This is a genomic window from Modicisalibacter sp. MOD 31.J (assembly GCF_020147985.1).
In the GTDB taxonomy this organism is placed as follows: Bacteria; Pseudomonadota; Gammaproteobacteria; order Pseudomonadales; family Halomonadaceae; genus Modicisalibacter; species Modicisalibacter coralii.
The window spans coordinates 262,010-275,728 of record NZ_JAGXFF010000003.1 but is presented as its reverse complement, the minus strand read 5'-3'; the positions used below and the strand labels follow the sequence as shown (position 1 = coordinate 275,728).

At 69.2% G+C, this 13,719-nt stretch carries 11 protein-coding genes, 1 other RNA gene and 1 pseudogene; 7 read left to right on the top strand and 6 right to left on the bottom strand.

The features are described from left to right. Nucleotides 1–2 precede the first annotated feature (2 nt). Nucleotides 3–1,322, top strand: coding sequence for a lipid IV(A) 3-deoxy-D-manno-octulosonic acid transferase (gene waaA / locus KGR00_RS11910; protein ID WP_224424426.1), 1,320 nt, complete (start codon nucleotides 3–5; stop codon nucleotides 1,320–1,322). A gap of 56 nt (nucleotides 1,323–1,378) precedes the next feature. Beyond that, nucleotides 1,379–2,377, top strand: a complete 999-nt coding sequence (locus KGR00_RS11905) for a 2-hydroxyacid dehydrogenase (RefSeq protein WP_224424425.1) — start codon at nucleotides 1,379–1,381, stop codon at nucleotides 2,375–2,377. A 17-nt stretch (nucleotides 2,378–2,394) separates the two neighbouring features. Here KGR00_RS11905 and rpiA read toward each other — a convergent pair whose 3' ends face one another. Then, complete coding sequence (rpiA, locus tag KGR00_RS11900; protein WP_224424424.1) at nucleotides 2,395–3,066, bottom strand: ribose-5-phosphate isomerase RpiA; 672 nt, start codon at nucleotides 3,064–3,066, stop codon at nucleotides 2,395–2,397. Nucleotides 3,067–3,241: 175 nt separating this feature from the next. On the opposite strand from rpiA, the pseudogene ilvA reads away from it, so the two are divergent. Beyond that, nucleotides 3,242–4,762, top strand: a pseudogene (ilvA, locus tag KGR00_RS11895) (threonine ammonia-lyase, biosynthetic); the annotation flags it as partial. A gap of 521 nt (nucleotides 4,763–5,283) precedes the next feature. Here ilvA and KGR00_RS11890 read toward each other — a convergent pair. The 3 genes from KGR00_RS11890 to KGR00_RS11880 form a co-directional block, all read right to left on the bottom strand. Further along, a complete protein-coding gene (locus KGR00_RS11890) occupies nucleotides 5,284–5,919 on the bottom strand; it encodes a 5-formyltetrahydrofolate cyclo-ligase (RefSeq protein WP_129139799.1) in 636 nt (211 codons plus the stop codon). Between the two features lie 28 nt (nucleotides 5,920–5,947). Continuing rightward, nucleotides 5,948–6,132, bottom strand: a non-coding RNA gene (gene ssrS, locus KGR00_RS11885) — 6S RNA. Between the two features lie 57 nt (nucleotides 6,133–6,189). Then, the gene (locus KGR00_RS11880) at nucleotides 6,190–6,495 is read right to left on the bottom strand and encodes a cell division protein ZapA (RefSeq protein ID WP_129139800.1); all 306 of its coding nucleotides are present in this window, start codon (nucleotides 6,493–6,495) and stop codon (nucleotides 6,190–6,192) included. Between the two features lie 150 nt (nucleotides 6,496–6,645). Here KGR00_RS11880 and KGR00_RS11875 point away from each other — a divergent pair, with 150 nt between their 5' ends. The 4 genes from KGR00_RS11875 (at nucleotide 6,646) to KGR00_RS11860 (ending at nucleotide 11,168) form a co-directional block, all read left to right on the top strand. Further along, entirely contained in the window at nucleotides 6,646–7,227 is a 582-nt protein-coding gene (locus KGR00_RS11875) for a UPF0149 family protein (RefSeq protein ID WP_129139801.1), read from the top strand. 21 nt (nucleotides 7,228–7,248) lie between these two features. Then, nucleotides 7,249–8,586, top strand: coding sequence for a Xaa-Pro aminopeptidase (gene pepP, locus KGR00_RS11870; RefSeq protein ID WP_224424445.1), 1,338 nt, complete (start codon nucleotides 7,249–7,251; stop codon nucleotides 8,584–8,586). A 79-nt stretch (nucleotides 8,587–8,665) separates the two neighbouring features. Beyond that, nucleotides 8,666–9,868: a 2-octaprenyl-6-methoxyphenyl hydroxylase gene (ubiH, locus tag KGR00_RS11865; RefSeq protein ID WP_224424423.1), complete on the top strand. Its 1,203-nt coding sequence runs from the start codon at nucleotides 8,666–8,668 to the stop codon at nucleotides 9,866–9,868. Nucleotides 9,869–9,923: 55 nt separating this feature from the next. Continuing rightward, entirely contained in the window at nucleotides 9,924–11,168 is a 1,245-nt protein-coding gene (locus tag KGR00_RS11860) for a UbiH/UbiF/VisC/COQ6 family ubiquinone biosynthesis hydroxylase (RefSeq protein ID WP_224424422.1), read from the top strand. Here the strand turns inward: KGR00_RS11860 and KGR00_RS11855 are convergent. Together KGR00_RS11855 and KGR00_RS11850 are read right to left on the bottom strand one after the other, a co-directional pair. Then, the gene (locus KGR00_RS11855; protein WP_129139805.1) at nucleotides 11,155–12,459 is read right to left on the bottom strand and encodes a S41 family peptidase; all 1,305 of its coding nucleotides are present in this window, start codon (nucleotides 12,457–12,459) and stop codon (nucleotides 11,155–11,157) included. The genes KGR00_RS11860 and KGR00_RS11855 overlap by 14 nt on opposite strands. Nucleotides 12,460–12,522: 63 nt before the next feature. Continuing rightward, nucleotides 12,523–13,701 carry a peptidoglycan DD-metalloendopeptidase family protein gene (locus tag KGR00_RS11850; protein ID WP_224418518.1) on the bottom strand — a complete coding sequence of 393 codons (1,179 nt, stop codon included), beginning with the start codon at nucleotides 13,699–13,701 and terminating at the stop codon, nucleotides 12,523–12,525. Between the last annotated feature and the right edge of the window lie 18 nt (nucleotides 13,702–13,719).

Here is a 13,719-nt window from a genome sequence, read left to right as displayed (position 1 = left end):
GCATGCTCGACCCCCGGCTCGCCAGACGCCTCTACAGCGGCGTCCTCTACCTGGCGGCACCGCTGATCGGCTGGCGTGTCTGGCGCGAGTCGGCGCCCGGTCACCCGCGGCGCGAGCGGCTGGGCTGCATTCCGCGTCAGGCGGCGGCGCCGCGCCTCTGGATTCATACCGCCTCGGTCGGCGAGGTGGTCACCGCCGCGCCGCTGATCCGCGGCCTCATCCAGCGCTATCCGGCGACCGCGATCGTCGTGACCACCATGACCGCTACCGGCGCCGAGCGCGTGGACTCGCTGTTCAGGGGCGAAGTGAGTCATTACTTCTTGCCGCTGGATTTCCCCGGAGCGACACGCCGTTTCCTCGATCGGCTGGCGCCCACGCTGGCGATCGTCGCCGAGACCGAACTGTGGCCCAACCTGCTCGAGGCCTGTGCCCAGCGTTCGGTGCCGGTGCTGCTCGCCAACGGCCGCTTGAGCGAGGGCGCCTTTCACACCTACCGCCGCTTCGCCGCGCTGTCGCATGGCATGCTGCAGCAGGTGGCCTGGGTCGGCGCCAAGTCCTCGCTCGACGCCGAGCGTTTCCGGGCCCTGGGCTGCCCGTCCGAACGGGTCGTGGTCACCGGCGCGCTCAAGTTCGACCTGCAGGTCGACGAGCGGCTGCGTGCCGATAGTGAGCGCTTGCGTTCGCGGTGGGGCGAGCGCCCGGTGTGGGTCGCCGGCTCGACCCATCCCGGCGAAGACGAAGCCGTGCTCGCCGCCCATGCGCGCTTGCGTCGGTCCCATCCGCAGGCCCTGCTGGTCCTGGTGCCGCGCCACCCGCAGCGCTTCGAGGCGGTCGCCGAGCTGTGCCGCTCGCAGGGCGTGTCGCTGGCCCGGCGCTCCCGCGGCGAGACGCCGACGGCGGATACCGCGGTGCTGCTCGGCGATACCATGGGCGAGCTGATGCGCTTCTACGGCGCCGCCGATCTGGCCTTCGTCGGCGGTTCGCTGGTGCCGGTCGGCGGCCACAACCTGCTCGAGCCGGCGGCGCTGGGCACGCCGGTACTCAGCGGCCCCCAGCTCGACAACCTGCGCGAGATCGCCGACACCCTGGCGGCGGCGAACGCGCGCTGCGAGATCAGCGATGGCGATGCGCTCGGCGATGCCCTGATCGCGCTGTTCGACGACCCCGACGAACGGCGCCGCCTGGGCGCCGCCGGTCAGGCCGTGGTCGACGACAATCGCGGCGCTCTGGCCAGGACCCTGGCCGAAGTTGGCACTTACATCGAGGCGGCGTCGGGCGGCACGCCGCCGTCCGGTTCCGAGGCTGCGGCGTCCGGTCGCTGACCGCGAAACGCAATCGCGATTAAGCTGAAAACTTCATGAACATCCGGGAGTCCGTCATGCACGTGACCGTCTACAGCACTCAGCCCTACGACCGGCGCTTTCTCGAGGCGATGCGCGAGACACGCTTCGCCGATGCCGGTATCCAGTGGCACTTCCAGGAGGCCGCGCTGAACGCCGAGACGGTGGCGCTGGCCCACGGCAGCCAGGCGGTCTGCGTGTTCGTCAACGACAGCCTCGACGAGGCGGTGCTGGCCGGGCTGCACGCGGCGGGCGTCGAGGCGGTGGTGCTGCGCTGTGCCGGCTACAACAACGTCGATCTCGAAGCCGCGCGGCGACTGGGACTGTTCGTCGCCCGGGTGCCGGCCTACTCGCCGGAGGCGGTCGCCGAGCACGCCATGGCGTTGATCATGACCCTCAACCGCAAGACCCACCGTGCCTACAATCGCGTTCGCGAGGGCAATTGCGCCCTCGATGGCCTGCTCGGCGAGACGCTGTTCGGCAAGACCGCCGGGGTGGTCGGCACCGGGCGTATCGGCCTGGCCATGGCGCGCCTGCTGCACGGTTTCGGCTGTCGGGTGCTGGGCTTCGACCCCTACCCCAGCCCCGACTTCGCCGCCTGGGGCGAGAGCGCGGCCCTCGACGACCTGCTCGCGGCCTCGGATATCGTCACGCTGCACTGTCCGCTGACCGACGCGACCCACCATCTGATCGATGGCGACGCGCTGGCACGCATGAAGCCGGGGGCGATGCTGGTCAACACCTCGCGCGGGGCGCTGATCGACACTCCGGCAGTGATCGAGGCCCTCAAGGCGCGACGCCTGGGGGCGCTGGCGATCGACGTCTACGAGCAGGAGAGCGAGCTGTTCTTCCGCGATCATTCGGCCGAGATCATCGACGACGATCTCTTCGCCCGCCTGACGAGCTTCCCCAACGTGCTGATGACCGGCCATCAGGGGTTCTTCACCGCCGAGGCGCTCGACGAGATCGCCCAGGTCACCTGCGAGAACCTGCTCGCCTTCCGTGACGGGACGCCCTGTGCCAACCGCCTCGCCTGAACCGCGGGGGTCGGGGCTCAGCGGGTGTGGCGTTCGATGCCGCTTTCGGTGCCCAGCAGCAGCACGTCGGCGGGACGCCGGGCGAACAGGCCGTTGGTGACCACGCCGACCAGATTGTTGAGCTCGGCCTCGGTGCGCGCGGGCTCCTCGAACAGCGCATCGAAGCAGTCGAGGATCTGGTTGCCGTTGTCGGTGATCACGCCGTCGCGATAGACCGGGGTCATGCCGAGCCGGACCAGCTCGCGGGCGACGTAGGAGCGGGCCATGGGAATCACCTCGATGGGCAGCGGAAAACCGCCCAGCACCTCGACCCGCTTGGAGGCGTCGGCGATGCACACGAAGCGCTCGGCGCAGGCGGCGACGATCTTCTCGCGGGTCAGTGCGGCGCCGCCGCCCTTGATCATTTCCAGCCGGGCATTGATCTCGTCGGCGCCGTCGACGTAGACCGGCAGGCTGCCCACGTGGTTGAGCTCGAACACCTCGATGCCGTGATCCTTGAGGCGTTGCGCGGTGGCCTCGGAGCTGGCCACCGTGCCCCGGAAGTCGTGCTTGTGCGCGGCCAGGGCGTCGATGAAGCAGTTGGCGGTGGAGCCGGTGCCGACGCCGATCACCGCGTCGGCGGTCAGCAGGGGCCGGATTTCATCGATGGCGGCGGCGGCGACCGCGCGCTTGAGTGCGTCTTGGCTCATGTCAGGGCTCGCTGGTGAATGGCGTGCGCATTATAGGCGAGCCGTCGCCCGCTGTGGATGGCCGGCCGCGCCCGGCAACGCGGCGCGCTGGACGAGTCGCCGTCGCTTCTGCTACCAATAGGGGTTCTCTCCATGCCGGGCGCAATGCCCACGCGACGCGCGATTCTCCAGGAAAAACAGGATGCTCGAAGACACCGTCAAGAAGATACTCCAGGCCCGCGTCTATGAAGCGGCCCGCGAAACCCCCCTTTCTCCCGCCCATTTCCTGTCTCGCCGTCTCGACAACCGGATTCTGATCAAGCGCGAAGACCTCCAGCCGGTCTACTCCTTCAAGGTGCGGGGTGGCTACAACAAGCTGGCCCAGCTCAGCGACGAGCAGAAGGCCAAGGGCGTGATCGCCGCCTCGGCGGGCAATCACGCCCAGGGGGTCGCGCTGGCGGCGAAGCAGCTGGGCGTCAAGGCGGTGATCGTGATGCCGCGCATCACTCCGGAGATCAAGGTCCAGGCGGTGCGCGCCCGGGGGGCCAAGGTGGTCCTCAAGGGCGACGCCTTCAGCGAGGCCCAGGCGCATGCCCAGGCGCTGATCGCCGAGCACGGCTACACCTATATCCCGCCCTTCGACGATATCGACGTGATCGCCGGCCAGGGCACGGTGGGCATGGAGATCCTGCGCCAGAACGCCGGCCGCCTCGATGCGATCTTCGTGCCGGTGGGCGGCGGCGGCCTGATCGCCGGGATCGCCGCCTACGTCAAGTATCTGCGCCCCGAGGTCAAGGTGATCGGCGTCGAGAGCGAGGACAGCGCCTGCCTGAAGGCCGCGCTGGAGGCCGGCGAGCGCGTGGTGCTCGACCAGGTCGGCGTGTTCGCCGAAGGCGTCGCGGTGGCGCAGATCGGCGAGGTGCCGTTCGCCATCGTCCGCGACCTGATCGACGGCGTGATCACCGTGAATACCGACGAGATGTGCGCCGCGGTCAAGGACACCTTCGAGGACACCCGGGCGGTGGCCGAGACCTCGGGCGCGCTGGCGCTGGCCGGCCTCAAGAAGTACGTCCAGCAGACCGGTGCCCAGGGCGAGACCCTGGTGTGCATCAACTCCGGGGCCAATACCAACTTCGACCGGCTGCAGCACATCGCCGAGCGCACCGAGCTGGGCGAGCAGCGCGAGGCGATCCTGGCGGTGACCATCCCCGAGCGCCCGGGCAGTTTCAAGAAGTTCTGCCGGACCATCGGCCGGCGCATGGTCACCGAGTTCAACTACCGCTATGCCGACGCCGAGCGAGCGCACATCTTCGTCGGCGTGCAGGTCAAGCCGGGTGGCGACGACCGGGCCGAGGTGATCCGCAAGCTGCGCGAGGCCGACTATCCGGTCGAGGACCTCACCGACAACGAACTCGCCAAGCTGCACATCCGCCACCTCGGCGGCGGCCGGCCCAAGGCGCACTTCGAGGAGGAGGTCTATCGCTTCGAATTCCCCGAACGCCCCGGCGCGCTGATGAACTTCCTCACCCATCTGCCGGCCGACTGGAACATCTCGCTGTTCCACTACCGCAATCACGGTGCCGCCTACGGTCGGGTGCTGGTGGGCATGCAGGTGCCCAACGGCGACCGCTGCCACGTGGAGGAGCATTTCCAGGCGATCGGCTACCGCTTCTGGAAGGAAACCGACAACGTCGCCTACCGGCTGTTCATGGAATAACGGCCCTTTTCCTGTCCAATTCGCCGGTGTGGGCGCTTGCTCACCCGGCAGCCCTCGTATTACAAGGGTTTACATATCAGCCTTTGCTGAACCGGAGACTTGTCATCGGCGTGTCACGGCCCTATAGTCGGTGGCGCCCCTAGGCTTTGTACGAAAACTACCTGCGCTCGGCAATACGGCGTTAAAAATCGGCTCAAAATGCTCATTTACACCCCGTAAACTCCGCGTTTTCGCCGATTTTTGCCTTGTCTTGCCTTCGCTCGCTGACTTTTCGCACAGAACCTAGGGCGTGAGTCATCGATAACAACTCTCGGAGCGGTCATGAAACGCAAGCCTGACCTGGTCATGGCACTGGTACTCATTTTCGGACTCGGGGTGGTCGCCACCGGTTATGCCCAGACTCTGGTCGGGAGTTGAGGCATCGCCGCCACACGCGGCGACACGTCGAGTCAAAGGCCGCCGCGGAATCGCTCCGCGGCGGCCTTGTCGTTTCTGGGGGATAGCTCAGGTGCCGCGTGGCGTCATGACGGGTCGTCGGCGCGGCCCGGACGAACGACTTCCCGGTCGCTGACGATGGCATCGAGCGGAATGTCCCAGCCGGCGATCGGCAGGCGGTCGACCCGCTGGCAGTCGTGAGCGACACCGATCAGGCGCGGGCGTGGGCGCCGCCTGCGGGTGAAGGCGAAGCTGCGGTCGTAGAAACCGCCGCCCATGCCCAGGCGGTTGCCCGCCTCGTCGAAACCGACCAGCGGCATCAATACCAGGTCCAGCGCCCAGGGGGGTAGCTGGCGGGCCCGGTGGGCGCCGTGACGGGTATCGGGCTCGTGGATGCCGAAGCGGTTTTTCACCATGGGCGTGCCGGAATGATAGTGCACGAACCACAGGCGGTTCTCGGCCAGCGGGCGCAACACGGGCAGATACACCCGGGCGCCGCGTCGGCGCAGCCAGGCGATCAGCGGCGTGGCGTCGATCTCGCCGTCGTTGGGCAGGTAGAGCGCGACGCGCCTCGCGCGCTGGACTTCCGGCAGCCGGCGCAGCCGGTGGCACAGGGCGTTCGACGCCCGGCGCTGCTGGCTCGGGCTCAGGTCTCGGCGGCGGCGACGCAGCGTGCGTCGCAGGGCCCGCCGCGAATCGTCGCGGGTCGCAAGATCGTTCAAGTGCGATACGTCGAGGCCGGTGGAAAGGGTGTTCCCCAGAGTGCCGCTGTCGTTCTGGCCCTTGAACCCACTGGTTCAAGGTGGGTGGCCGCAGACAGACCGTCAGGCTTTCCGTCGCACGGACATGCACACGGGTCTGTCTAGCATTTGGCCCCCTGGGTACTGCGCATAGGCTCGAGGGACGTCAACGACTGGCGTACACCCCAGGGAACGTCTTCATCCTATCAGAGCGGCGCCGTGCGCCAAAGGACTGTTTCCGCGCGTCGCGATTCACGAGCGCCGCGGCGGTACCTCGCCCAGGGCCTGTTCGAGGCGTTCGTTGAGCTGGGTCAGACTCTCTTCGCTGGCGCGCTGTTCGTCCTGGGCCCGGAGCAGTTCATGGGTGATATTGAGGGCGGCCATGATGGCGATCTTCTCGTCGCCCAGGACCTTGCTGCGCGAGTGGATGCCGTGCATGGCACGATCCAAGTAGCGGGCCGCCCGCTTGAGGTCGGCCTCTTCCTCCGGCGGGCAGGCGATGACGTAGGCCCGCCCCAGCAGGGTGATTTCGACGGTCGACCGTGCGTCATCGCTCATGGCAGGCTCCTGAAGGGGCCAAGTCCGGGCCCGTGCGATAAGATGAAGTCAGATTCCGAGCCACTATAGAGAGGCGCCGACGGGCGGTCAACGCGCGCCACGGGCCCTGCCGGCCGCATCCGACGCCTCCCCACTCTGCATGGAACAGGCATGTCTATCATCAACGACCAGCTCGACTTTTCCACCGTTGCCGACGTCTTCCTGATGCACGGCAGCCTGCAGTCACCGGCCTTTCTCGACGGTCGCCTGAGCGCCTCGCTGGCGCTCCACGACATCAGCGCCGAAGCCTGGCTCGACGAGGTCTGTCAGGCGATGGGCGTCGAGCAGCCCCGCGATCGTGACGCCGCCGAGGTCCTGCTGGCCTGGCGTCGCCAGTCGCTGGACGCGCTGTCGGCGGCGGCGCTCAATTTCGAACCGCTGCTGCCCGATGACCTCTTCTCGTTGGCCGAACGCGCCCGCGGGCTGCGCGAATGGACCCTGGGCTTTCTCGAGATCGTCGGCGAAGTCGCCGCCGAGACCCGCGACGCCTGGTCGGCCAACCTGCGCGAGGCGATCGAGGATCTCGAGACCCTGGCCGGCCTCGACGAACTGGCGCTGGATGAGTCGCCCGAGAACGAGAACGACCTCTTCACGCTCACCGAGCACGCGCGCATGGCGGCGATGCTGCTCTACACCGAGCAGCACCCCGGCCAGCCGCAGGTCGAACAGCCCGACGAGACGCCCGAGCAATAGCCCCCGCTTCAAGGAGCCATGATGCTGCCCGAAACCCTCCCGCGCCCTCCCGCCATCGCGCTCGACGAATACCGCGCCCGGCGCCGGGCCTTGATGGACGCGCTACCCGCCGGCAGCGCGGTGATGCTGCCGGCGGCCTCGCTGGTCACGCGCAGCAACGACAGCGACTATCCCTTTCGCCAGAACAGCGACTTCCACTATCTGACCGGCTTTCCCGAGCCCGATGCCCTGCTGCTGCTGCTGCCGGGTCGCGAGGCGGGCGAGAGCGTGCTGTTCTGCCCCGACAAGGACCCCCTGCTGGAAGCCTGGACCGGCATCCGCATCGGCGCCGAGGCCGCGGTGGCCCGCTACGGGGTCGACCAGGCCTTTGCCAATGCCGAGCGCGATGGCCGCCTGAGCGAGCTGCTCGACGGCCGCCAAGCCCTCTATCTACCGCTCGACGATGCCGCCGCCGTGGCGAGTGCCGAGGGCATTCGTCTGATGCTCAAGGCGCGCGCCCGCCAGGGGGCCCGCCCCCCCGAGGCGTTCGCCGACGTCGCGCCACTGATCCACGAGCAGCGCCTGATCAAGAGCGAGGCCGAGCTGGCGTTGATGCGTCATGCCGCGCGAATCTCCGCCCAGGCCCATGTGCGGGCGATGCGCGTGGCCCGCCCCGGCCTCCATGAATACCAGCTGCAGGCGGAACTCGAGCACGAGTTCCGTTGGCAGGGGGGCAGCGGGCCGGCCTACGGCACCATCGTCGGCGGCGGCGCCAACGCCTGTGTGCTGCACTACGTGGAAAACGCCGCGCGTCTCGAGGCGGACACCTTGGTGCTGATCGACGCCGGCGCCGAGTTCGACGGCTATGCCGGTGACATCACTCGCACCTTCCCGGTCTCGGGGCGCTTCAGCGAGGCGCAGCGCGCGCTCTACGACGTGGTACTGACCGCTCAGGAACGCGCCGTGGCGGCGGTTCGCCCCGGGGTGACCCTGAGCGAGATCCACCAGGGCGTGGTTCGCGATCTCACCCACGGCCTGATCGAGCTTGGGCTGCTTGCCGGCGAGGTCGAGGCGCGCATCGACGACGCGAGCTACAAGCGCTTCTATCTTCATTCCACCTCGCACTGGCTGGGTCTCGACGTTCATGACGTCGGCGGCTACCGCCACGACGGCACGCCACGTCAGCTTGTTCCGGGCATGGTGCTGACCGTCGAGCCCGGCCTCTACATCCCCGATGACGACGATATTCCGGCCGACCTGCGGGGCACCGGCATCCGTATCGAGGATGACGTCGCGGTCACCGTCGAGGGGCATGAGGTGCTGACCGCGGCGGTGCCCAAGCGAGCGGACGAGATCGAGGCCCTGATGGCGAAGGAATGATCAGCGCGTTCCGGCTATTTTTTAACCATACGTAATTTTCGTAATTTCGTATCAATCATTACGCTAAGGATGACTGTGGATGGCTAGCAAGTCGGTGGATATCGCCATCGTGGGCGGCGGGCTGGTCGGCGCCAGCCTGGGGTGCGCCCTGGAGCCGCTGATCCGGGCGCGGTCGCTGCGGGTCGCGGTGATCGAGGCGGCGCCGCTGGGTGAGACGCGGCTCGATGACTACCAGCCGAGCTTCGACGTTCGGGCCAGCGCCATCGCCCAGGGCTCGCGACACCACTTCGAGACGTTGGGCGTCTGGTCGTCGCTGGCCCGCGAGGCCACCGCCATCGAGACCATCCACGTCAGCGAACGCGGCCGGCTGGGGGCGACACGCCTCAGTGCCGCCGAGATGGGCGTCGAGGCGCTGGGTTATGTACTGCCCAACGCCTGGATGGGCCGCGTGCTGCACGCCCGGCTCGCCGAGCTGCCGCTTCAGTGGCACTGCCCGGCCCGGGTCGAGACGATCGTCCCGCAGTCCGGCGGCCATCGCCTGACGCTCAGCGATGGCCAGACCCTGGACGCCGCGTTGACGGTGCTCGCCGACGGCGGGCGCTCCGGGCTCAAGGAACGCCTGGGCATCATGAGCCACGCCGCGCCCTACGAGCAGAGCGCGCTGATCGCCACGCTGGGCGTCAGCCGGCCGCATCGGGGCATGGCCTACGAGCGGTTCACCGCCGAGGGGCCGGTGGCGCTGCTGCCGATGCCCGGGGAACGCATGGCGCTGGTCTGGACGCACGAGCAGGGTGCCGAGCAAGCCACGCTGGCACTGTCCGATGGCGATTTCCTGGCCCGGCTGCAGCGGCTGTTCGGCGAGCGGGCGGGGCGCTTCACCCGAGTCGGTCAGCGCCACGTCTATCCGCTGTCGCTGGTCACCGCCCAAGAGACGGTACGCCCCGGGCTGGCGGTGCTGGGCAACGCCGCCCATTCGCTGCATCCCGTCGCCGGGCAGGGCTTCAATCTCGCCCTGCGCGGGGTGATGGACCTGGTCGCCAGCCTCGAGGCCGGGCTCGAGGCGGGCCGCAGACCCGGCGACATGACGGTGATGCAGGCCTTCGAGACACGCCGCTCGCGGGATCGCCACAACGTGATCCGTTTCAGCGACGGGCTGATCCGGCTGTTCGGTATCGATCACCCGCTGCTCTCGCATGCCCGTGCCGCGGGGCTGGTGGGGCTCAACCTGGCCGGACCGTTGCGCCGGGCGCTGACCCGCCGGGCGATGGGGCTGGAACGTTGAACGCGCCGGTCACGGGGTTCGGCCTTCAATCAGGGATACGCAGGGAGAGGCAGTCATGACGGGGAACGAGGCGAAGGATCTGACCACCGATGTGGCGGTGGTCGGCGGCGGTATGGTGGGCGCCACGCTGGCCGCCTTGCTCGGCGAGGCCGGGCTGCGCGTCGCGGTGCTCGATGCCCGGCCGGCGCCACTGGATGGCGATACCGTGGGACGCGGCGAGGCGGCGGCGAGGGTCAGTGCCATCACCCCGGTGAGTGAGCGCTTGCTTACAAAGCTCGGTGTATGGCCCTGGGTCGCGGGCCGGCGCGCCACGCCTTATACCGGCATGCAGGTGTGGGATGGCGAGGGCAGCGGCGAGGTACGCTTCCACGCCGACGAAGCCGGGGTCGAGGCGCTGGGTCATATCGTCGAGAACGACGTGATTCTGGCCGGTCTGGAGCGGCGTCTCGCTGCGCTGCCCACTGTGCAGCGCCATTATGGCGTGCGTCTCGAGGCGCTGCAGAGTCCGGCCACCGGGCGCCGGCTGTGCCTCGCCGATGGCCGGCGCTTCACCGCGCCGCTGGTGGTGGCCGCCGACGGCGCCCGCTCGCAGCTGCGCGATCTGGCCGAAATCGCGCTACGCAGCCGCGACACCGGGCATGTCGCGGTGGTGACCACCGTGCAGTGTGAGCGCTCACATGGCGATGTCGCCCGCCAGGTCTTCCTGGGTACCGGCCCGTTGGCCTTTCTGCCCCTGACCCTCGAGGGCGACAGCCGTTACTGCTCGATCGTCTGGTCGACCACCCCCGCGGAGGCCAAACGGCTGTGTGGCTTGTCGTCGGCGGAACTCGGCGCGGCCCTCGAACAGGCGTTCGACGCCACGCTCGGCGCGGTTCGGGTGGTCGGCGAGGTGCATCGCTTCCCGCTGGTCCAGCGCCATGCCGAGCGTTACGTGGTTCCCGGGCTGGCGCTGATCGGTGATGCCGCGCATACCGTGCACCCGCTGGCCGGTCAGGGGGTGAACCTGGGGCTGATGGACGCCGCGGTGCTCGCCGAGGAGGTCGTCGCGGCGCACCGCCGGGGGGCGCTGCCCGGCGATCTGCGCATCCTGTCGCGCTACGCGCGGCGCCGGCGCGGCGACAATACCGCCATGCTGGGGCTGATGGAGGGCTTTCGCTGGCTGTTCGGCACTGACCAGCCGGCCTTGCGACTGGCGCGCAACCTGGGGCTTTCGGGTGTCGATCGCCTGACGCCGCTGAAGCGGGTGATGATGCGTCAGGCGATCGGGGAGCGGGGGCGGCTGCCGCTCAGTTGCCGCTAGCGGCCGCGGCTGTCGCCTCGCTGCCGCGCCGCGGGTCGAGCACGTTGAGGGCCTTGAGCAGGTTGAGGGCCTCGCCGAGCTGGTAGTCCTTCAACGGCGCGCGCTCGCCGTCCTGGCGGCGGGCGCTGCCGTTGGGGTTGGCCAGGCGGCCGGCGAGATCCGATTCGCGCAGGCCGAAGTCGTTGCCCTCGGCGACCTCGAGACGTCCGCGCACCACCTCGACATCCGGGGTGATGCCCTGGGCCTGGATCGAGCGACCGCCGGGGGTGTAGTAGAGCGCGGTGGTCAGCTTGAGGCCGTCGCCGTTGCCCAGCGGCATCACCTGCTGTACCGAGCCCTTGCCGAAGCTCTGGGTGCCCATGATCACCCCGCGGCGCTGGTCCTGCAGGGCGCCGGCGACGATCTCCGCCGCCGAGGCGCTGCCGCCGTTGATCAATACCACCATCGGCGCCCCGTCGGCACGGGTGCCGGGGTGGGCCGAGAAGCGCATGTTGCTGTCCGGCAGGCGCCCTTCGGTGTAGACGATCAGCCCGTGGTCGAGGAAGGCATCGGCCACCGCCACCGCGCTGTCGAGCACGCCGCCGGGATTGTTGCGCAGATCCAGCACCAGCCCCTTGAGCGGGCCCTCGGCGGTCAGCGCGTCGAGCGCGTCGTCGACCTGCTCGCCGGTGCGGCTCTGGAACTGGCTGATGCGCAGGTAGCCGTAACCGGGCTCGAGCATCTCATGCTTGACGCTGTCGCTGCGGATGATCTGGCGCTCGAGGGTCAGCGTGCGCGGGGTGTCTTCACCCTTGCGGAGGATGGTCAGCTGGATCTTGCTGCCCGCCTCGCCGCGCATCACGCTCACGGCTTCCTGCAGCGACATGCGGTCGGTGGGCGTGTCGTCGATGCGCAGGATCACGTCGTGGGCCTGCAACCCGGCGCGGGCCGCGGGCGTGTCGTCGATGGGCGCGATCACCGTGAGCTGATCGTCCTCCATGCCCACCTCGATGCCGATGCCGCCGAACTCGCCCTCGGTGGTCTCGCGCAGGGCCTCGAAATCTTCCTTGTCGAGATAGGTGGAGTGGGGGTCGAGTTCGCCCAGCATGCCGCGCATGGCGTTGCGTAACAGGGTGCTGTCGTCGACCTTCTCGACGTAGGCGCGCTTGATGCGCTCGAAGACCTCGGCGAAGGTCTGCACGTCGGCGACCGGCAGGTCGTCGGGCGCGGCCTTGTCGTCGGCGGCCTGGACCGCCGTGGTCAGGGTGAGCAGCAGGGCTGGCAGCAGCCAGCGAAGACGGTTAACGCGCATGCGGACTCCGGGTCGCGACGAACGAGCCCACAGCATAGCGTCAGCGACAGGGGCAGGGCTACCTCAGCGCCGGCGTATCCAGCGCCGTGGGTCGATGGGCTCGCCGTCCTTGCGGACCTCGAAATACAGCGCCGGCGACGCGCGTCCGCCGCTCTCCCCGACCGTGGCGACGGCCTGGCCGTCCTCGATGTGCTGGCCCACCGAGACCGCGAAGCGCTGCACGTGAGCGTAGAGCGTCATCACGTCGTCGCCATGGTCGACGATCAACAGGTTGCCGTAGCCGCGCATCCAGTCGGCGAACACCACGCGGCCGGCGTGGATCGCCTCGACGGGGGTGCCCGCGGGGGCCGCGATCAGCAGGCCGTTGCGATCCACGCCGTCGCCGTCGCCGAAGCCGGCGACGACCCGTCCCGGCACCGGCCAGGGCAGGTCGCCGCGGGTCTTGTCGATCGCCGTGGAGGGCGGGGGCTGGTCGAGACGCTTGAGCTGCTCGCGGATCCGCGCGAGCTGCTTCTCGGCCGCGGTGCGCGCATCGGCGAGGTCCTCGCGGCGTGCCTTGTCGTCGCGGTAGCGCGCATCCAGCCGGGCGACCAGCTCTTTGCGTTCCTGCTGGCGCTGCGCCAGCGTCCGGCGCTGGTCGTCCAGTTCGTCGGCGAGGTCGGCGAGGCGTCGGCGGCGCTGCTCGAGATCGTCACGGGTCGTCGCGAGCTGCGCGTCGAGCCTGGCCAGCGCCTCGAGGCGCTCGTTGCGGGCCCGGGAGAGGTGATTCAGATAGGTCTGCAGGCGATCCAGCCGGGCCGGATCGTCCTGATTGAGCAACAGCTTCAGTTGCGGGGACTCGCCGAGGCGATACAGCGCGGCGAGTTGCCGGGCCAGCGCCTTGCGCTGCGTGCGGCGCTGCGCCTGGAGCGTTTGCCGACGCTGTTCGAGGTCGGCGACCTCGTCGTCGAGCTGGCGCCGCTCGGCCTGCAGCGAAGCCAGGCGCTCGTGGACCCGGGTGAGCGCCGTCTCGACCTTTTCCAGCTGGCGGCTGGCTTCGCTGCGTGCCTCGCGGGTCTCGGTCAGGCGTGTATCGAGGGCCTTCAGCGCCTGGCCGAGCTTGTCGAGGCGCGACTCGGCGGCCCGCTCGTCGGCCTTCTCCGGGGAGGGGGCGGCCTGCGCCGCTGGTCCGACAAGCACGCCGCCCAGGGTCGTTCCGACGAGGAACGACACCAGGGCGGCAAGGTGGGCCGGGCGACGCAAGGCTGGCGACGCCGCCGG

Excerpts from the sequence above, each read along its gene's own strand:
- waaA (WP_224424426.1), top strand. The coding sequence starts at position 3 with ATGCTCGACCCCCGGCTCGCCAGACGCCTCTACAGCGGCGTCCTCTAC.
- KGR00_RS11905 (WP_224424425.1), top strand. The coding sequence starts at position 1,379 with ATGCACGTGACCGTCTACAGCACTCAGCCCTACGACCGGCGCTTTCTC.
- rpiA (WP_224424424.1), bottom strand. The coding sequence starts at position 3,066 with ATGAGCCAAGACGCACTCAAGCGCGCGGTCGCCGCCGCCGCCATCGAT.
- KGR00_RS11880 (WP_129139800.1), bottom strand. The coding sequence starts at position 6,495 with ATGAGCGATGACGCACGGTCGACCGTCGAAATCACCCTGCTGGGGCGG.
- KGR00_RS11875 (WP_129139801.1), top strand. The coding sequence starts at position 6,646 with ATGTCTATCATCAACGACCAGCTCGACTTTTCCACCGTTGCCGACGTC.
- pepP (WP_224424445.1), top strand. The coding sequence starts at position 7,249 with ATGCTGCCCGAAACCCTCCCGCGCCCTCCCGCCATCGCGCTCGACGAA.
- ubiH (WP_224424423.1), top strand. The coding sequence starts at position 8,666 with ATGGCTAGCAAGTCGGTGGATATCGCCATCGTGGGCGGCGGGCTGGTC.
- KGR00_RS11860 (WP_224424422.1), top strand. The coding sequence starts at position 9,924 with ATGACGGGGAACGAGGCGAAGGATCTGACCACCGATGTGGCGGTGGTC.
- KGR00_RS11855 (WP_129139805.1), bottom strand. The coding sequence starts at position 12,459 with ATGCGCGTTAACCGTCTTCGCTGGCTGCTGCCAGCCCTGCTGCTCACC.